18 protein-coding genes are annotated in these 18235 nt (G+C 34.4%); 4 read left to right on the forward strand and 14 right to left on the reverse strand.

Annotated features, from left to right (window positions below; all coding sequences use genetic code 11):
- Positions 1 to 45: 45 nt before the first annotated feature.
- Both ACJJVP_RS12425 and ACJJVP_RS12430 read left to right on the forward strand, forming a co-directional pair.
- Complete coding sequence (locus tag ACJJVP_RS12425; protein WP_405414079.1) at positions 46 to 243, forward strand: hypothetical protein; 198 nt, start codon at positions 46 to 48, stop codon at positions 241 to 243.
- A 77-nt stretch (positions 244 to 320) separates the two neighbouring features.
- Positions 321 to 737, forward strand: coding sequence for a hypothetical protein (locus ACJJVP_RS12430; protein ID WP_405414080.1), 417 nt, complete (start codon positions 321 to 323; stop codon positions 735 to 737).
- Positions 738 to 740: 3 nt separating this feature from the next.
- Here ACJJVP_RS12430 and ACJJVP_RS12435 read toward each other — a convergent pair whose 3' ends face one another.
- The 5 genes from ACJJVP_RS12435 to ACJJVP_RS12455 form a co-directional block, all read right to left on the reverse strand.
- Entirely contained in the window at positions 741 to 1676 is a 936-nt protein-coding gene (locus tag ACJJVP_RS12435; protein ID WP_405414081.1) for a LysR substrate-binding domain-containing protein, read from the reverse strand.
- A gap of 81 nt (positions 1677 to 1757) precedes the next feature.
- On the reverse strand, positions 1758 to 2177 hold the full coding sequence (locus ACJJVP_RS12440; RefSeq protein WP_405414082.1) for a DUF2141 domain-containing protein: 420 nt from the start codon (positions 2175 to 2177) through the stop codon (positions 1758 to 1760).
- Positions 2178 to 2330: 153 nt separating this feature from the next.
- On the reverse strand, positions 2331 to 2819 hold the full coding sequence (locus ACJJVP_RS12445) for a DoxX family membrane protein (protein WP_405414083.1): 489 nt from the start codon (positions 2817 to 2819) through the stop codon (positions 2331 to 2333).
- A gap of 108 nt (positions 2820 to 2927) precedes the next feature.
- Complete coding sequence (locus ACJJVP_RS12450) at positions 2928 to 3422, reverse strand: CIA30 family protein (RefSeq protein WP_405414084.1); 495 nt, start codon at positions 3420 to 3422, stop codon at positions 2928 to 2930.
- A gap of 100 nt (positions 3423 to 3522) precedes the next feature.
- The gene (locus tag ACJJVP_RS12455; protein ID WP_405414085.1) at positions 3523 to 4131 is read right to left on the reverse strand and encodes an FMN-binding negative transcriptional regulator; all 609 of its coding nucleotides are present in this window, start codon (positions 4129 to 4131) and stop codon (positions 3523 to 3525) included.
- Between the two features lie 127 nt (positions 4132 to 4258).
- Here ACJJVP_RS12455 and ACJJVP_RS12460 point away from each other — a divergent pair, with 127 nt between their 5' ends.
- Entirely contained in the window at positions 4259 to 5110 is an 852-nt protein-coding gene (locus ACJJVP_RS12460) for an alpha/beta fold hydrolase (protein WP_405414087.1), read from the forward strand.
- A gap of 83 nt (positions 5111 to 5193) precedes the next feature.
- On the opposite strand, the gene ACJJVP_RS12465 is transcribed toward ACJJVP_RS12460, so the two are convergent.
- On the reverse strand, positions 5194 to 5991 hold the full coding sequence (locus ACJJVP_RS12465; RefSeq protein ID WP_405414088.1) for an endonuclease/exonuclease/phosphatase family protein: 798 nt from the start codon (positions 5989 to 5991) through the stop codon (positions 5194 to 5196).
- 43 nt (positions 5992 to 6034) lie between these two features.
- On the reverse strand, positions 6035 to 8062 hold the full coding sequence (locus ACJJVP_RS12470; RefSeq protein WP_405414090.1) for a prolyl oligopeptidase family serine peptidase: 2028 nt from the start codon (positions 8060 to 8062) through the stop codon (positions 6035 to 6037).
- A gap of 291 nt (positions 8063 to 8353) precedes the next feature.
- Here ACJJVP_RS12470 and ACJJVP_RS12475 point away from each other — a divergent pair, with 291 nt between their 5' ends.
- Positions 8354 to 9343, forward strand: a complete 990-nt coding sequence (locus ACJJVP_RS12475; RefSeq protein ID WP_405414092.1) for an SDR family oxidoreductase — start codon at positions 8354 to 8356, stop codon at positions 9341 to 9343.
- Between the two features lie 81 nt (positions 9344 to 9424).
- On the opposite strand, the gene ACJJVP_RS12480 is transcribed toward ACJJVP_RS12475, so the two are convergent.
- From ACJJVP_RS12480 to ACJJVP_RS12510, 7 genes are all read right to left on the reverse strand, one after another.
- Complete coding sequence (locus tag ACJJVP_RS12480; protein ID WP_405414094.1) at positions 9425 to 10882, reverse strand: amidohydrolase family protein; 1458 nt, start codon at positions 10880 to 10882, stop codon at positions 9425 to 9427.
- A gap of 674 nt (positions 10883 to 11556) precedes the next feature.
- Positions 11557 to 12180: a Pycsar system effector family protein gene (locus ACJJVP_RS12485; RefSeq protein ID WP_405414095.1), complete on the reverse strand. Its 624-nt coding sequence runs from the start codon at positions 12178 to 12180 to the stop codon at positions 11557 to 11559.
- A gap of 23 nt (positions 12181 to 12203) precedes the next feature.
- Positions 12204 to 13244, reverse strand: coding sequence for an adenylate/guanylate cyclase domain-containing protein (locus ACJJVP_RS12490; RefSeq protein ID WP_405414097.1), 1041 nt, complete (start codon positions 13242 to 13244; stop codon positions 12204 to 12206).
- Between the two features lie 4 nt (positions 13245 to 13248).
- Complete coding sequence (locus ACJJVP_RS12495) at positions 13249 to 13623, reverse strand: response regulator (protein ID WP_282050169.1); 375 nt, start codon at positions 13621 to 13623, stop codon at positions 13249 to 13251.
- Positions 13624 to 13676: 53 nt separating this feature from the next.
- Entirely contained in the window at positions 13677 to 15797 is a 2121-nt protein-coding gene (locus ACJJVP_RS12500; RefSeq protein ID WP_405414099.1) for an ATP-binding protein, read from the reverse strand.
- Between the two features lie 6 nt (positions 15798 to 15803).
- Positions 15804 to 17951: an ATP-binding protein gene (locus ACJJVP_RS12505; protein ID WP_405414100.1), complete on the reverse strand. Its 2148-nt coding sequence runs from the start codon at positions 17949 to 17951 to the stop codon at positions 15804 to 15806.
- On the reverse strand, positions 17944 to 18171 hold the full coding sequence (locus ACJJVP_RS12510) for a hypothetical protein (protein WP_036155270.1): 228 nt from the start codon (positions 18169 to 18171) through the stop codon (positions 17944 to 17946). Before ACJJVP_RS12510 ends, ACJJVP_RS12505 begins: the two co-directional genes overlap by 8 nt.
- Positions 18172 to 18235 lie beyond the last annotated feature (64 nt).

The following is an 18235-nucleotide window of genomic DNA, read 5'->3' on the forward strand; positions in this document are numbered from 1 at the left end:
CTGTTTACCTTTATACAACAACAAATTAATTAATCTAACAACAACATGTCTAAGTCAATGCTCGAGTATAGTAAAACAGTACTTAAGAAGGTTAGTTTTGATACCTTACTTTTTTGTAAAGAATTAAGGAAAGCCTTAAAGACGTTACTACCTGAAGAGGTGGAGGAATTAAAAGTTTGGTTAGAAAGTTTTATAACTGATAAACCAGAGTTAAAACAAAGTTTAGTTTATTTAAAAGCATAATATAGAGCCACATAAAGTGGCTCTTTTTTTTGAGACAACCTTTTACCTATTTTGGTATCTAATATTAAAAGGAAACGATGAAACTAAAGTTTACTGTTCTATTTTGTACACTATTATGTATTGCTTGTGAAAGTGATGATGCTTTTGATGACACACCAATTGACAACCCTAGTTTATTAGGCGAGTGGCTTTTGACAGCATCTTATGTTAGTCCAGGTGGTGCTACGGAATGGAAAGATGTTGAAGAAGGGTATCGCTATTTCTTCGATGAATTCGGTAATTATGAAAGAACCGATTTTAATAAAGAGGTACTTAATTCTGGTGATTATGAAATTACAGATGAAGAGCTTTATCTATATTTTAGCATTGAAGGTGAAAAAGATACTTTAGGGTATAGCGCAGATTTCAACGAGGGTAAAACAAGATTAACGCTATCGCCATCTTACCCAGGTATTTGTGTTGAAGGTTGCTTGTATAGATTTAAAAAGCAATAGGTCTTATTTATGTATCGGACTTATGATTTTAACATCTTGAAAAGCGATTGCACCACGAACAATGCCTGTGATAACATCTCTTAAAGCTTCTGTAATCTGTACCTTTAATTCTTTTTTGTGGTAAATAAGACTTACCTCACGTGCAGGCGAAGGTTCTTTAAAGTACTTCAGGTTTTTCTTTTTTACATCATCTAGTTCCAACGTATTTAAATAGGGTAGAAGGGTCATTCCCAATCCTTCGTTAGAAAGGTTAATTAGGGTTTCAAAACTTCCACTTTGTAAGCTAAAATGATCTCCACCAATTTTCGGAGTTTTACAAAGATTTAGAACACCTTCTCTAAAACAATGTCCATCCTGTAGAAGTAAAATATCTTCAATATCTAAATCATCAGGAGTAATTTGTGAATTTTTTCCTAAGCGGTGTTCATTAGGGACATACCCTACGAACGGTTCATAATATAACGGTCTTTCGTTAATAAAATCAATTTTCAAAGGTGTAGCCGCTATGGCAGCATCTATATGTCCATCTTCAATATTTTGAATTAGATTTTCTGTATTTTGCTCTTTGATTATTAGATTTACTTTTGGATATTTTTGTATAAAATTTTTAAGGAACATAGGTAATAAAGTAGGCATTACTGTTGGGATAATGCCCAATACATAATCCCCACCTATATAACCTTTTTCTTGCTCTACAATATCTTTAATACGTGCCGCCTCGTTTACAATATTTTTTGCTTGCGCTACAATTTTTTTACCGACTTCGGTAATGGTAATTGGTTTTTTGCTCCGATCAAAAAGAAGTATATCTAATTCATCTTCAAGCTTTTGTACTTGCATGCTTAAAGTTGGTTGCGTTACAAAACTCTTCTCGGCAGCGAGTGTAAAATTTTTGTATTCAGCAACGGCAAGCACGTATTGTAATTGAGTAATGGTCATGTATATAGTATAAGGTTATAAAATTACTAAAAACCATTATTATAACCTATTGACGAGAGGTAATCAGACGTGAATTGTACACTAAAAACGAAGCGTTAATTCTTTATCCTCATCTTCAATGGTAAACTTTGTATCACTGAAGGTTGGCGGACCCATTGGTAAAGATTCACCGCTCATAGCATAATCTTCTGTAGGCATGCCATTGGTTGCAAAATCCATACGGTTATTTTCGTTTGCATCGTGTAATACGGAAAATGCATAATCTCCCGGTTGTATGTTCTCAAAAGTTAAAATTAATTCTCCTGCTTCAGCTTTATCTTTACTGGTTTTAATACCTTCCGCTTTCATAAAAGTAGTTTCATTATGCAATCCACTTAATATGTGACCTTCGTCGTTCAATACATTTTGGATAACTACAGTTAAAGTTATGCCTGTTTCTTCTTGGGCATTCATTGTAAAACTCATTGCAAATACGGTAATTGTAAATAATAACTTTTTCATTTTATAAGGTTTTAAAGATTAATTGATACTTCAAAGATGCCTTATAAATGCATTTATTAAAAAAGCGATGAACCCAATTGTAGAAATGTGTTACTGAACTGTAAAAAGGGAGTGCTAGTATAAAAAACTATGATTATTAAAAAGACTAAATTTCTATATCTTTTTGGTAATCAAATAATCAAGTCCAAATTTTCCAGAGCCGAAACCCATAAAAAATAAGCCTAAGCAGAAAAAGATAAATGTGGGCATTATATTCCAAGAACCGTCCCATGGCCTGCACACTATAGTAGTGAACATAGTTACGGTAATAAAGAAGGCGGTCATTCTTGTGTTTAACCCTAATATTAATAGAATACCACCAAGAGCCTCAGTTAATCCTGCAGACCAAGCAAACAGTTCTGGCATCAAGGAGAATGGAATTCCAAATTGTGTCACTAATGCAACAAACCAATCAGAAACCTCAAAATACGCTAAATCCACAGAAGCAGGAGTCCATGGAGTTCCAAATTTATTTATTGCAAAAACAAAAGAAAGAAGATAGCCAGTGATTGCCCTAGGTATCAATATTAGAACATTAGGCAATAATGCATCTACCTTAAATGGAATAATTAATTTTTTAATAGGTTGTAGCTGGTGGTACATAGGTTTAAGTATTGGTTACTTAAACTTATAAAAATTTAGGGAATTTACAGATGATAAAAATCAATGTTTAATTTTTTTAAAATGATTAATTTAAATATGAGGTTCGCATTATTTCAATGCAATACTATCTATTTCAAGCTTAAAATCTTCTTCAATACCATTTTTTATAATGAAAGCGATCTGAGCTAGATAGTCGCCGTGGTAGTTGGGTAATTTTAATTCTTCACCTCTAAAAACCGCTTCCATTTCAGCAAACGGAATCTCAATAGTTTGCCATTCTTTGCTAGATTTAAAATCAAAGCTATAGGTATGTCTTTGGTGTTCTCCAGATTTGCAGCGGAAAGCATATTTTTTTCCATCACCCTTAATTTTGACAGCAAATTTAGAAAAGGCATCTACTGGTATACGAACTAAATCGTGTCTAACTAAACAAAAACCACCATTGTTCTCAAGAGTTACATGTCCGCTGAAAACACCGTTACCTTCAAGATTCACTTGAATGAGCCCCATAGATAAACCACCCATTACACCATCATTGACAATTCGCCATTCTTTACGGTTAGAATTTTTATCGAATTTATAAATGGGTTTCACTTCGCTCATTATTATAGGTTTAAAGAGATAATTACTTTAATTAAAAGTAGAAGAAATGAGGATAGCATAAACACTCTAAACCATTTTATATTAACTGGTTTAAATGAGTTTAAAGCGTTCGTTTTTTCATTTCATCCGCGACAGCTTTTTCTGAGGCACCTTGTTTATCAAGTTCATTTATGATTTTTGGGTGATCATGCTCTCTTCCTTGAGATAGTTTGTTGACAGCCTGTATGTCATTGATTTCAATTTCAAAACCAATGATCCCTGTTACCTGTCTCATTGTTTTTTTGGACATGTCATTTAACGAGATAGGATGTTCGGACTGTTGTTCATACTTATCTACCAAAGCATATAATGATTTTAATAGTTCTTCTGATGTCTGAATTTTTATGGTACCGTAGACATGAACGGCTATGTAGTTCCAAGTAGGAACTTCTTCTTCTTTATACCATGAGGAAGATATGTAGCTGTGCGGACCATTGAAAATGCAGAGTACTTCGTCACCATCTACCAAGTTTTTACTTTGCAAATTGGCTTTTGCAATATGACCTACCAAGATATCTTTATCTGCTGAATTCTTTGATAGTTCTAAAGGAATGTGCGTACCCCAAGGTTTTCCTTCTATAGTATTGATAAGTATACCGAAACTATTTTTTTTCAGAAAATCATGAATCTCCTTAATGTCCGTATTTTTATAGTGCTCAGGTATAAACATTTGGTCTGGTTTTCTGCGTAAATATAACTGTTTTGAGCAAATGGTTTTAGAACCAATTATTTAATCTTTCGTGTTACATAATTAACGAGATACTAATTATCTTGTATGTGAATTTTAAAACCAGAATATGCCTTTTATAACAAATACAAATACAAATACAAATACAAAAGCAAAAGAACAAGTAGATATATTTTATGAAGATTACGGAAGTGGACAACCGGTGATTTTAATTCATGGGTGGCCATTAAGTCGTAAGTCTTGGGAACAACAAGTATGGAAGATAGTAGAAGAAGGCTATCGCTGTATTTCATATGATCGTAGAGGATTTGGAACATCGTCTTCACCATGGGATGCTTACGATTATTCAGCTTTAGCGAGTGATTTAAATGCAATCATTGAAGAATTGGGTTTAAAGGATGCTGTTATCGTTGGTTTTTCAATGGGTGGAGGAGAAGTGGTCCGATATTTAACTGATTACGGTTCTAGTAGAATAGCTAAAGCAGCATTGATAAGTTCAATAATACCATTGGTTAAAAAGAAATCTGATAATCCGGATGGGGTGCCGGAAGATGCTCTGGAAGGAATTATAGATGCACTTCAAAAAGATAGGGTAGGGTTCTTAAAAGAATTCAGTAAAGGTTTTTACAATTTTGAAGAAAACGAAGGTAAAAGAATAAGTCAGGCACAATTAGATTATGACTTTACCATAGCTTCATTCGCATCGCCTAGAGCAACCATACAAGCAGCGTTAGCTTGGATGCATACCGATTTTAGACCAGAGTTGAAAAATGTAACTGTACCGACATTAATAGTGCATGGAGATGCTGATGCTACCGTACCTATTGAGACTTCTGCAAAACAGGCACATGATGGTATTAAATATAGTACGTTAGAGGTTATTAAAGGTGCCCCGCACGGACTCAATGTTACGCACCCAGATGAGTTGAATGAAATATTGATTTCATTTTTAAAGAAATAAGTAAGAGTTGTATAGAATAAAAAATCCCGATTGTATTTAACAATCGGGATTTTTTTATGATTTCAATGAATATGAATAAGTTTCTATTTTTCCATAACCAATCGTGTTAACACCGGCAAATGGTCAGATATATGTTTGTTATTTTCCATTCTGTCATCAATATGCATGTATTCTAAAACTTTGAAATTCTCCACAAAAATATAATCGATGCGTTCGTTTAAAACTTTAGCGTGGTCAAATCCACTAAACGTTCCTGTTGGTCCGTAGAATTGTTTTTGAGTAATTGCTAAACCATCTGACAGGGCTTTTTGTAAATATTGAATAGGCCCTTCATGGGGACTCAAATTCAAATCGCCCATTAAAACTACAGGAAGTTTATTCTCATTTATTTCATGGATTTTGGAAACTATTAATTCTGCAGACTTTTTACGTGCTTCAGTACCTATATGATCAAAGTGGGTATTAAAAACCAAAAAGTGTTTTCCTGTATTTAAATCCTCAAATAAACCATATGTACAAATACGCTCCATAGCAGCATCCCAACCTACAGAAATTTCATGGGGAGTTTCAGACAGCCAAAAGGTTTCACTCTGTAAAAGCTTATATTTTTTGGTGTTGAAAAGAATAGGGGAGTATTCGCCCTTTCCCTTCCCGTCATCACGCCCAATTCCGATGTATGAATAATCAGAAAGTTGTTCATTTAAATAACTCAACTGATGATGTAAAACCTCTTGAAAGCCAATAATACCAGGGTTATAATGGTTCAATAAGTCTACCATAGCACCTTTACGGTCGTTCCAATTGTTTACAGAATCGTTTACATTATCATATTTTATGTTATATGACAATACATCAACTTCTTGACCATATATAGTAGACATCGAGACAAATAATCCCAATATTAATACTAGTGTCTTCAAGCTATTACTCGGCATCCTTATATTTCTTAAACCAAGCTAGTACACTTGCAATTTTAGCAATTAAATTACTTGGTCTGTTGGCAATACCGTGTCCCGCACCAGGTATACGTACCATAGCGGTTTCAACACCTTCTAACTTTAATGCGGTATAAAATTGTTCAGATTCTGCTATAGGTGTTCTGTAATCTTCTTCACCCGTTAACAGCATTGTTGGTGTGGTAACATTGGCAACGTACATTAATGGAGAGCGTCTAAAATAGTTTTCTGGGTCTTCCCAAGGTTTTTTACCGAACCAGTATTTTGAGAAAAATGCGGCACCATCGGCATATAGTACAAAACTTGTCCAGTTGATAACAGGTTTTGCAACTACGGCAGCTTTAAATCGGTCTGTTTTACCAACGATCCAAGCAGTTAAAACTCCGCCTCCACTACCACCGGTGACATATAAATTTTCGGTATCTACATACCCTTTTTCAATAACGGCATCAACACCGCTCATAAGATCTTCATAATCATGATTAGGGTAGTCGTGGTGAATAAGATTACCAAATTCCGCTCCATAGCTGGTACTACCACGTGGGTTACTATAAAGAACTACATAGCCTGCCGCAGCGTATGCCTGTATTTCTGCACTATACACAGAACCGTAGCTAGTAAAAGGTCCGCCATGAATTTCAAGAATAAATGGGTATTTCTTATTTGGGTCAAAGTTTGGCGGCGTTACCACCCAACCTTGAATTTTCTTCTGGTCAAAAGATGATTCCCACCAAATTTCTTCGGTTTTGCCTAAATCTCTAAATGAAAAAAGATCATCGTTTACAAAAGTCAGTCGTTTAGACCCTTTTTTATTGGCAGCTCCAAGGTCAGATGGGTGTTCGGTATTACCTAAAGTATAGGCGAATCTTGAATTTTTAGAAACCGTAAAATCACCTGCATTATAAGGTCTGCCCAAAGACAATCCGCCGAGCCCTTCAACAAGGGTAGTTACTTTACCTTCTAATGTAATATGTCCTATTTTCGTAGCCCCTTCCGTATCATATTGAAAGTATAGCCCCTTGCCATCGTTAGCCCATTGCGCATTGGCAATATCTCTATCAAAACTTCCAGAAAGTAATTTTGAGTTGCTACCATCGGTATTCATTACATAAAGGTTTGTAATCTGGTACCCTTGCAATTTATCATCGGTACCAGTGTAGGCAATCATTTTTCCATCAGGGGATACTTTTGGAGAACTATCAGGACCATATCTAGATGTTAAAGCCGAAACTTTGGCAGATGCTATTTTTAAGGTATAAACCTCACTATTTGCAGGCTCAAAAGCCTCATCGGGGTTAAAGTTTGCCGAGAAATAAAGCGATTTATCATCTTTGCTCCAAACAGGGGCACCATGGTCAAACGATGTTGTCGTTAATTGTTTTGGAGTACCACCATCAATAGATAAGGTGAAAATTTGAGTATGACCACCTTTTATATAACCTTGACCGTCACCTCTATAGTTCAATTTATCAATATATGTTGGCGGCGTGTTCCATTTTGCACCTTCAGGCTTTGCAGGTAGTTTTACAATAGATTCTTCAGCTTCTGGTACAAACATGGTAAATGCCAAGTAGCGGTCATCATTAGACCAACTAACGGCACCGGGTGCTTTTGGTGTATTCGTAAGTGGCGCAATTTCTTTGGTGTCCATCCACATAACATACAACTTCATCTTATCATCGGTTTGATTCGATTTATAGATGATTTTTTTACCGTCGTGCGACCAACGTGGGTAATAGTCATTTTGGTTGCCAGTAGTTAAAGGTCTGTTTTGCGAACCGTCGTAATTTACCATCCAAAGGTTAGATAAATTTCTGTCGGTCATAATATCTTTAAAATTACGAACGTAGATAATTTTACTGCCATCTGGTGATATCTGAGGGTCAGAAACATATTCCATATTAAAAATGTCGGTCAGCTCAAGATTTGAAGAAACCTGTGCAGTTGCAGATACTGTAAACAATAAGAGAAACAGTGTTTTAATAAAAATTTTCATAGTGTTGAATTTGGTTTGAAATGATGCTATGAAGATAGCAATTATGAATAAAGAAAGAACGGCTTAAATAGAGAAATGAACAAGTATTAACATTCGATTTTTTATTGCTTTTCGTATTTTCACACTATAGAAGATTAAGGCTGCATGCATTAAACTAATTCTGTTTTTTTTAATGGGATTTTATTGACATGTTTAATTTTTATAAACTGTTTAAAAACGTATTATAATTTTATACAGATATGTAAAGTGAATAGTTTTAATCAGTTGATATTCAGTAAATAAAATATAAAAATGAAAGTATTATTTATAGGAGGAACAGGAAATATAAGTACGCCAAGTAGTAAGCTTGCAGTTGCTAAGGGAATAGATTTATATGTGCTGAATAGGGGGAAAGCCAAAGTTGAGATTGAAGGAGCACATTCCATTATTGGAGACATCAATAAGCCAGAAGAACTTACAGAACTAAAAAAGCATGAGTGGGATGTTGTCGTTAACTGGATCGCTTTCACACCCGATGATATTGAGCGCGATATTGAATTATTCAAAGGGAAGACCAAGCAATATATTTTTATTAGCTCGGCATCTTGTTATCAGACTCCGTTAAGTTATCCGGTGATAACGGAATCCACACCGCTTTGCAATAATTTGTGGGATTACTCTCAAGGTAAAATTCAGTGTGAAGATCGTTTGCAAAAAGCATATCGTGAAGAAGGTTTTCCCATTACCATAGTTCGTCCTTCCTTAACATATGATACTGTAATACCTATTGCCATTGGCGGATTCAATAAATACAACACAGCAAAGCGAATTTTAGAAGGAAAAGAAATTATTATACATGGGGATGGAACCTCACTTTGGACGGTTACCCATTCTGATGATTTTGCAAAAGGATTTGTTGGTTTATTAGGATTACAGCCAGCAATTGGTCATGCTTTTCACATTACTTCAGATGAGGTTTTAAGTTGGAATATGATTTATAAAATTCTTGCGGATGCCTTAGGAAAAGAAGCAAAAGTAGTACATATAGCATCAGATTTTATATGTAAAGTAGAACCATCATTTACAGGAACGTTATTGGCTGATAAAGCAGAAAGTGTTTTGTTTGATAATACTAAGATTAAAACCTTTGTACCTGGTTTTAAAGCAACCATTCCGTTCTCAGAAGGAATAAAGAGAACCGTAAAGTGGCTAAAAGAGAATCCTGAGCATCAGAATATTGATACCGAAACAGAGGCTAAGATTGAGAATGTGTTGAAGGCTTATAAATTGTTGTCTAATTAACGATGTAATTATAAATATGGCATCTAACCTTTAACATCATCATTATTATTAGCTTAAGTTCGAGTAAAATTGGGCTATAAATTACTTTTCTTTTAATTGCTTCATCATTTCATCTAATGCCGCCTTATCAAAATAGTTTCCTTGTTTGATGACTGCATTGATACTCCTAGTGTTGTTAATATCTTCTAGAGGGTTAGCATCAAGAATGATCAAATCTGCCCAATGGTTTTTTTTAATATTACCAAGTTCTTTCTCTAAGTTGAAATATTTGGCGGGATTAACAGTTGCCGTTTTTATGGCCTCCAAAGGTGTTAACCCTGCCTCTACTAGCATTACTAATTCTTGATGTAGACTTCTGCCAGGAGTTAGAAAGAAAATAGGAGTGTCGGTTCCGGCCATGATTTCGATACCGGTATTGTGAATATTCCCTGTCATAGCTATAAGCCAATCTGAATATTCCTGTCGAAATGGGGTAATCTCCATTTGATTGATTTTGTCAATACTTTCCAACCAATTTTTTGCGATCTCTTTTGGAATATAATTGAAACTTTCTTGCCATTCAGCTTTATTGAAATGTCTTTTCACAAAACCTGTGCTTAATGCCAAAGTTGGTATTTGCCACGTGTCATTTTTTGCCAGAACGCTAAGTACCTCTTTAGCTTTATTTTTATCATAGTTTTTAATGGCTGTTTCTCGTTGTTTATTATGGATGCTGGAGCGTAGGGCAGCACCTTTGTCATCTCTTCCCAATAAAAGTAAATCCCTACGTTGCTTTAATAGTTCGTCTGAATTAGATGCACATGACAATTCTAGGTTACGAAGATGTTCCATACTGTTCAGCCCTGCATTACTAGCGCTAATAACATCCATGCTTAATGGAACATGACCGGTAACTTTAAGTCCTTTTTCTTTTCCTAGTCTTGCAATTGTTTTAAACTGCTCAGAAGTAAGCATTTCATAGGCTTTAAGGAAATCTACACCTAAACTGTCTAGTTCATTGACTTCATTAATTAAATCCTCTTGGGATTGAAGTCCAACAGATAAAGGCGGATGTCCTGGGTCGCTGCCATCATACACATTTGGCGTTCCGTCCAATAGTGGTCCAGCAATCATAACTCTAGGTGAATTTTTAGGGTCGGACAATGACTTTTCTTTCCATTTCCTTACAAAATCAATGTCGCCTCCGGTATCCCTTACACTTGTTATACCGTTAGCTAAAAAAAGATCGAACATATTGGGAGCTAGTTCTTTTATATAGGAGAAATGTATATGCGTATCCCATAGACCGGGTATGAGATACTTTCCAGTTCCGTCTATAATTGTATTTACCTCAGATAAACGAAAATCATTTGAAGGGGATACCTGAATGATTTTGCCGTTTTGGATGACTATGGTTTGATTTTCTTGTAAACCTATTTCGGGATCAATTATAGAAATGTTCTCAATAATCAATCCGTCTTTAAAAATTATTCCAGAATCTTTACATTCTAAAAAAATTAAACTAGTTAGAATAAAAAGGCTTATGGATATTTTTCTCATATTCTATATTTTAAAGTAATCTCTTTTGCATTTCTTATATTTAAATATAATCGTAAATCAATTGGATTAGTATGGTCAGGTAAATTTTTATAGGCTATTTAAGGGTTCGCTAATTTAGCGTACCAAATTATGAACATAAATCATTTTAGTGCTATCAAAATTACTTTGATGATTTTTTTATTTTCCAATCTTAGGTATCGATATTCTTTTAGAGTCCTATCTAAAACTAATGCATCATCGGTAATACCCAACCCTTAATCCCCTCCCAAGAGGGGAGACTTACGTTTTTGATTAGGGTATTTGATTAAAATGTAATTTGATGTAGCCTAATGAAATTTTCACTAAGGGTTTAGTGGATGTATATATTATTCCCCTCTTGGGAGGGGTGATTCACTTTTTTGATTGGGGTATCTGATTAAAAAGTAATTTAAAATCGCCTAGAGAAATTTTTTGGATAAAGATAAAATTCATGCTCAAACTATTCCCCTCCCGAGAGGGAAGTTTTTCGTATTTAATTGCGAATAAGTAGTGCCTTTTAAATCTAGGGTTACGATGTTAATTCTGTAAATATTCTATAATATAAGCACTAGCTTTTCCTCTCTTGGGAGGGGCTAGGGGTGGGTGTTTTATAGCATCAAACTTCTAATAAGTGAATTTATCGATTTAAAAGTATGTCATAAAATTCTAAGCACCCCATAATAAACTGCTGTTAATAACAGTAGTATAAGGCTAATAGCTAAAAACCGTATGGATCGTTGCACATTTCTAAACTTCCATGCAGAGATTTTAGAATTGATATAGATTTGTGCCCCTAATTGCTCAAAAACTTCTTTTTCATTGATACTTACATCATAGAATTTTTTGGAGAATTCTTTAATGGTGCCAAACTTGGTAATAACATCTCCGAAATAAAAGACGTTGTCACTGTAGTTCCCTTCAAGTTTCGGAATAAAGCAGCGTACACTATAAAAAATGGAAACTACGGTAGCTACAAACCACAGCCCAATTAGTATATAGAACAATATGGCATTTGAAACAGAATGCATTACTGGAGCAGCACTTTGGTAAATGAAGTTTAGAATAATACCGTAGAAAGAGAGTATAAGTCCCGCCTTCAATTCCGAAGCCTTTATGAGTCCCGATACATAATTAATGGTGCCCCAATAATGATCTACTAATTCTTCTGCATGTCCCTTAGATTTTAATTCATCTAACAGCCCTTTCTCGAAAGCCGTTAAGGTATTTTGAACTTCCACTTTTGTAGTTTTTTCCTTTTTATTGTTTGTTGGTTTAGTCATGGCTTTTCGTTTAATATCACAAGCTATTCTATCACATTGTATACGGTAAGCGGTTGTGCTTTGTTTTTCATGTTGATACTTCCTAAGTTTTCACATTTAAAGGCTTCTTTCACTTGTTCATAACAACTTTCACAGATAATAATTTGATTTTCTTTTGCCGCATCTTGCAACCTGGCGGCAGTATTTACGGAATCTCCTATAACGGTGTAATCTAGACGCTTAAGAGTAGCCGAACCAATATTTCCTGAAATCATTTCCCCACTTTTAATACCGATAGAAACTTTTGGTTGGTATGTTTCTTTGCCTTCTTCTTTAGGCAGGCTATTGACTTGATTTCTAATGGCCAATGCGGCATCAATAGCACGATCCAAATGGTATTCTCCTCTAAAAACGGCCATAACAGCATCACCAATAAATTTATCTATGATACCATCTTGCTCCATGATCTCTTTTACCATGGCATCGAAATAGGTGTTGAGCATGGTCACTACGACATCGGGACTCGTGGTTTCGCTAATTTTTGTGAATCCGCATACATCAACAAACATTACGGTACCCTCAATACTTTCATTAGCCATTATTTTAGACTCGTACTCTTGACCTCCCATAAAATTGAGCACATTTTCGTCAACATACATTCTAAGAATATTATTCTCTTTTATTGCCTGTAAAGTCTTTCGAATTTCCATGGCATGTTTCAAGGTTTTCTCCATGGTCAATGTAAGATCTTCAAAATTGATAGGTTTGGTAATAAAATCGAAAGCACCACGATTCATGGCAACACGAATATTTTCCATATCTCCGTATGCAGAAACAATGACCGCTTTAATTAGCGGACTAGATTCATGTAGTTCAGAGAGTAGGGTAAGCCCGTCCATCTCAGGCATGTTTATATCGCTCAAAACTATATCAATTCCCGGATTTTCAACTATCTTTTCTAGTGCGTCGCGTCCGTTTACAGCAAATACAAATTCATATTCGTTTTGTCGTATTTGCTTTCTAAATTTTTGTTTTATGAGTATCTCTAAATCCGTCTCATCATCTACTACCATTATTTTTGCCATAGTCTTAGGTTAAGGTTATCAGCTTATCTTTTAATAGTGAAAAATCTAAAGGCTTAGTTAGAAAATCATCGGCACCCAAGTTTTTTGCCATTGTTCTATTTTCATCATCTCCATAGGCGGTAATCATCATAACCATTGGTGGAGGCTTTACATAATTCTTTTTAATGTTATCCAATAACTCTAAGCCACTCATACCGGGCATATTAATATCAGATAATATCAACACGGCTTCATGTTCCATTGCTTTCATTAGTTTTAAGGCTTCCTCTCCTGAGAATGCAAAAACAAATTCGAGTTCCTCTTTTTTTATTTCTTTTCTAAAACGCTGTTGAAAAAGCACTTTTACATCTTGTTCATCATCTACAACTAATATCTTCATAAGTTGGTCTTTTTGTTATTTTCAAATAATTTTAATGGGGAACATTAAATCATTTATTTCATTGGTAACGCGATAGTGAAGGTGGTACCTTCTCCTTGTTTAGTATCAACAGTTAATTCACCGCCGTGAACTTTTACAATATCATAACTTAATGATAGTCCAAGTCCAGTGCCTTCGCCAGAAGGTTTGGTAGTGAAGAAAGGTTGAAAAATTTTGTCCAATACCTCTTTAGGTACTCCGTTACCATTGTCAGATACCTTAATGAGTACCATATTATCCTGTTTTTCTGTACTTACAGAAACGGTAGGATTGTAGCCTTTTGGGTTTTCTTCTTTTTTCTTTTTAACAACATAAAAAGCATTGGTAATTAGATTTAAAATTACCCTACCCATATCTTGGGACACAATGTTTAATTTACCGATGGAGTGATCAAAGTCGGTATTCAACGTAGCATTAAAAGTTTTATCTTTTGCTCGCAAACCATGGTAGGCTAGGCGAAGGTATTCATCTGATAAACTATTGATATCGGTCATTTCTTTTTGACCGGTACTGCTTCGGCTATGTTGTAGCATCCCTTTTACAATACCATCGGCACGTTTACCATGAAATATAATTTTGTCTTCGTTGGCAGAAACATTTTGTGCCAGGGCTTTTACTTCATCATAATTTCCATTAACTATTTCTTCCTCTAGTTCTTCAAGAAGTTCTTTGTTTACTTCAGAGAAATTATTGACGAAGTTTAACGGATTCTGAATTTCATGGGCAATGCCAGCAGTTAACTCTCCAAGTGAAGCCATTTTCTCGGATTGGATGAGTTGAGATTGGGTGGCTTTTAATTCATCTAAAGATTGATTTAATTCTGATGTTCTTTCTTTTACTAGTTGCTCTAAAGTATCTTTTTGTTGGGATAAAATGGATTCTTTTTCTTTAGATAATTTTTGAACACGTTCTAAATTTAACCTTAGATCTTGGCTACGTTTTCCAAAAGCATAACCTAAATAAATAGCTAAAACAACATTGGTGAGCATAAAAGCAAAAGGAATAAATTTCTCTATGCGCTGCTCTACTAAACCCATATATAAACATAGTATTAAAGTCCAAAAGACAAGTTCAATACAGCTAGAACTCAAAAATAAAAAGCTGGCAATTTTATTTTTATTCCAAGATTTTAAACTTAAACGTATTATAGCAGCATAAAATAAAATTGACCAGATTGGAGCCAACACGTCAGGGTCATATAAAAAATAACAACCTATAGTTAAAAAACATAAAACACTAATAGCTTTAAAAACAATGTCTATAGGCTGTTCTAAAATTTTATAAAAACAGAATAAAAGAATAAGGCATGAAATAAGAATGCAAGTGTCAAAATAAAACGTTAGCCAAAAATAATTACCAGTGTTAGGATAGAATGACAGTACTCCTAAAGTAAATAGAATTAAGAATAATAAAGAGGCAGCAAAATAACCGTTAATTCTCTCTTTAGGAAAGAAAATAAAAAACGATAGGAAAATAATAAACATTAAAATAGCAAGACCTAGTGAGATATTATAATTATTGATAAATTGTCGATAAAAAGCTACACGGTAATTCTTTATAAGGTCAGTTGAATTGGCATTACGCAAAGACGATAAATAAATTCTAAATAGTCCGTTATAATGGAAATAGATAGGGTATTTGAATTGGGCATTGACAAAACGTACAGCTAAAATTTGTTCTTTGCTTTTCTCTATAGGTATATGAAGTATTTGTCGAAATGGATTATTGTAAATAACTTCATCTTTGTTGGAACTTACTTTACCCAATTGGTGAATTAGTTTGCCATCTAAATAAATTTCTGAAGCTCCTTCTTGATATATATTTAAGACTAGAGCATCATTTAACGACTGGTCTGCCATAATACGTTTACGAAACCATACAATCTCACCTCTATCTGCAATAACGTTTTTACCATCAATAAGATTTAAGTTACTACTAGAGAATTCATTCCAGGTAGAGTCATCAAATTCTGGATTAGCCCATGACATATTATCTCCTTTTTGATAACGCCAATTGTCACCAAGAATCATCCATTTATCAGCAACAGTAGTATCTGTAATGACTAACACTTTGTCTTCTTGACTAAAAACTGTCAACGGTAGTAGAAAACCAATAATGTATAATATATGTTTCATTATCATTTAAATTATGGGAAAAATGATTTTAAAAGTGGTTCCTTCACCTTGATGTGTTGTCACCAGCAATTCACCACCATGCCCCTTAGTAATAATATCGTAGCTCATGCTTAAGCCCAAGCCGGTACCTTGCCCAGTAGGTTTGGTGGTGAAAAAGGGTTGGAATATTTTCTCTTTGACCTTTTCAGGAATACCGTTACCATTGTCAGAAACACTAATGGTGATATGTTCATCAGACTTTTTAGTGCTGACAGTAACTATGGGCTTGAAATTAACATTCTTTTGTTTTTTCTCGTTTACCGCATAAAAGGCATTGGTAATCAAATTGAGAATTACCCGCCCCATGTCTTGTGGTACAATATTTACTTTTCCAATGTTCTCGTCAAAATCGGTTATGAGTTCGGCGTTAAATGATTTATCCTTTGCCCTTAGACCATGGTAGGCCAAGCGCAAATACTCATCGGCAAGTGCATTGATATCAGTTGGTTCTTTAGTACCGCTGCTGCTTCTAGAATGTTGTAACATACCCTTTACAATATTGTCCGCACGTTTACCGTGATGGTTTATTTTTTCTAGGTTTTGTTTGATATCCAACGAAATAGCCTTCACTTCTTCAAGATCTCCTTTATCCAATTCTTCGTTCATTTCATCAATGAGTTCATTGCTTACTTCAGAGAAATTATTGACGAAGTTTAGCGGGTTTTGAATCTCATGGGCAATGCCGGCGGTAAGTTCACCAAGGCTCGCCATTTTCTCTGATTGGATGAGTTGAGATTGGGTGGCTTTTAATTCTTCTAAAGATTGATTTAATTCTGATGTTCTTTCTTTAACTTTTAATTCTAACTTTTCATTTTGAGAAGTAGTAAGCGCACTCTTTTCAGCTTCAACCTTTACAAGTTCCATTGCATTTTTACGCATATTCTCATTTTTCTCTCTCATGCGATAAGCGACAAATGCCAGCATTCCAAAATAAAAAATTCCCTTACCAATTAAGTCACTATTTACAGAAACTAATCTTAAACTAAGATGATCACCAGAAGCGAGCCATCTAAATATAAGTCCTAGAAAAGAAGTAGTAAAAGATAAAAATAAACTAAACATGACTACCCTGACAGACATTACTTTTTTTCTGGATTTTAATGCGAAAATGAGTAAAAATATGGCAATCCCAATTACCGTAATTAGGTAGGAATAAGAACTGAAATACATTGCTAAAGATGCTATTATACAGAATAGAATCAACAATTTATGAAGGTTTCCATATAACATCCTATAGCCCAATAAAAGACATAATATAGGGAAGAAGAAAAATAAAATATTACTTACATAATCTAATGTAATCATGATGTTAGAAGGTAGGGTGAAAAATAAACTATCTCCACCAAAGAATGCCGATGCAATGGTTTCTAGTAACATTACAGTGCAAAAAAGAGCTATAATTAATAACTCCTTTTCATCTCTAATTAGAATATAGAGAAGCCAGAAAAGAATTGAGAATATAAAAGAGCTGATCAAGTCAAATAAAGCTTTAAAACTCAATAAACTCATATAGTCAAAATACGCGTTGGATACAATTCTGGTTGAACCCACTAGAGCTTTGGTTATGTTTCCATAAGTGCTATAGTCAACATAGTGTATCGTTAATGTATGTACTGTATCAGGTTCTAAAAATATTGGGGTTCTTATTTCAAAATCTTGAATGTGTTCTTTAAATGAGGCTCTATCGTTCCCTTTTTTGCCAAATTGGCGGAACAACTTTCCATTTAAATAAATATCCTCTGCAGCATGATCTTCTTTATCTAAATAGAGAGGAAGCTTTGCTATAGCACTATCAATAGTAAACTGCAATCTGAACCATCCTTCAAATTTTTCAGAATTATCTACCATATCATTAGTTATCTCAGAAGGACTTAATCGTTCCCAGCCAGCTAAATCAATCTCTACAGGAGATAAATCTTTTTCATTGCCCGATTTAAAAATCCAACCTTCTCTATTTTTCAACGTTAAACCAAATAGTGGATCTACATCTGCTTTCGTAAAATGTATAATGGTATCGAGTGCCAATCCATTATTATCTACCGGGTTTTCTTGCCCACTTGCCGTATATAGCATACAGAATAATAGCGTGATGAATAGTAGGGATTGTCTAATCATTGATTTTTAAATTATTAGTTGAACCTAGTTCAAAAATGGTTCTAAAGAAATTAGAGGTAGAAGAACGAATTAAAAACACCTCTTTAACCGAGGTACCGTTAAAACAAGTGTCATCATTAAAAATGGTAGCATAGGATTTTACATCGTCATTTAAATAACTTGGTAACCATGTGTTATAATCTTCTACGACTTGTTTTTCCCTTTTTACAGCTAATTTCATGCACAATTGGTGGTTGGTTAAAAAAAATAGCACTGATTACAACTTCATATTCGCATTTAATGTT

It is taken from the genome of Maribacter sp. Asnod1-A12 (genome assembly GCF_045063735.1).
Lineage (GTDB): Bacteria > Bacteroidota > Bacteroidia > Flavobacteriales > Flavobacteriaceae > Maribacter.

Bases quoted from the DNA above. Each gene is read 5' to 3' on its own strand.
- ACJJVP_RS12425 (WP_405414079.1), top strand. From the start codon at position 46: ATGTCTAAGTCAATGCTCGAGTATAGTAAAACAGTACTTAAGAAGGTT.
- ACJJVP_RS12430 (WP_405414080.1), top strand. From the start codon at position 321: ATGAAACTAAAGTTTACTGTTCTATTTTGTACACTATTATGTATTGCT.
- ACJJVP_RS12435 (WP_405414081.1), bottom strand. From the start codon at position 1,676: ATGACCATTACTCAATTACAATACGTGCTTGCCGTTGCTGAATACAAA.
- ACJJVP_RS12440 (WP_405414082.1), bottom strand. From the start codon at position 2,177: ATGAAAAAGTTATTATTTACAATTACCGTATTTGCAATGAGTTTTACA.
- ACJJVP_RS12445 (WP_405414083.1), bottom strand. From the start codon at position 2,819: ATGTACCACCAGCTACAACCTATTAAAAAATTAATTATTCCATTTAAG.
- ACJJVP_RS12450 (WP_405414084.1), bottom strand. From the start codon at position 3,422: ATGAGCGAAGTGAAACCCATTTATAAATTCGATAAAAATTCTAACCGT.
- ACJJVP_RS12455 (WP_405414085.1), bottom strand. From the start codon at position 4,131: ATGTTTATACCTGAGCACTATAAAAATACGGACATTAAGGAGATTCAT.
- ACJJVP_RS12460 (WP_405414087.1), top strand. From the start codon at position 4,259: ATGCCTTTTATAACAAATACAAATACAAATACAAATACAAAAGCAAAA.
- ACJJVP_RS12465 (WP_405414088.1), bottom strand. From the start codon at position 5,991: ATGTCTACTATATATGGTCAAGAAGTTGATGTATTGTCATATAACATA.
- ACJJVP_RS12470 (WP_405414090.1), bottom strand. From the start codon at position 8,062: ATGAAAATTTTTATTAAAACACTGTTTCTCTTATTGTTTACAGTATCT.
- ACJJVP_RS12475 (WP_405414092.1), top strand. From the start codon at position 8,354: ATGAAAGTATTATTTATAGGAGGAACAGGAAATATAAGTACGCCAAGT.
- ACJJVP_RS12480 (WP_405414094.1), bottom strand. From the start codon at position 10,882: ATGAGAAAAATATCCATAAGCCTTTTTATTCTAACTAGTTTAATTTTT.
- ACJJVP_RS12485 (WP_405414095.1), bottom strand. From the start codon at position 12,180: ATGACTAAACCAACAAACAATAAAAAGGAAAAAACTACAAAAGTGGAA.
- ACJJVP_RS12490 (WP_405414097.1), bottom strand. From the start codon at position 13,244: ATGGCAAAAATAATGGTAGTAGATGATGAGACGGATTTAGAGATACTC.
- ACJJVP_RS12495 (WP_282050169.1), bottom strand. From the start codon at position 13,623: ATGAAGATATTAGTTGTAGATGATGAACAAGATGTAAAAGTGCTTTTT.
- ACJJVP_RS12500 (WP_405414099.1), bottom strand. From the start codon at position 15,797: ATGAAACATATATTATACATTATTGGTTTTCTACTACCGTTGACAGTT.
- ACJJVP_RS12505 (WP_405414100.1), bottom strand. From the start codon at position 17,951: ATGATTAGACAATCCCTACTATTCATCACGCTATTATTCTGTATGCTA.
- ACJJVP_RS12510 (WP_036155270.1), bottom strand. From the start codon at position 18,171: ATGAAATTAGCTGTAAAAAGGGAAAAACAAGTCGTAGAAGATTATAAC.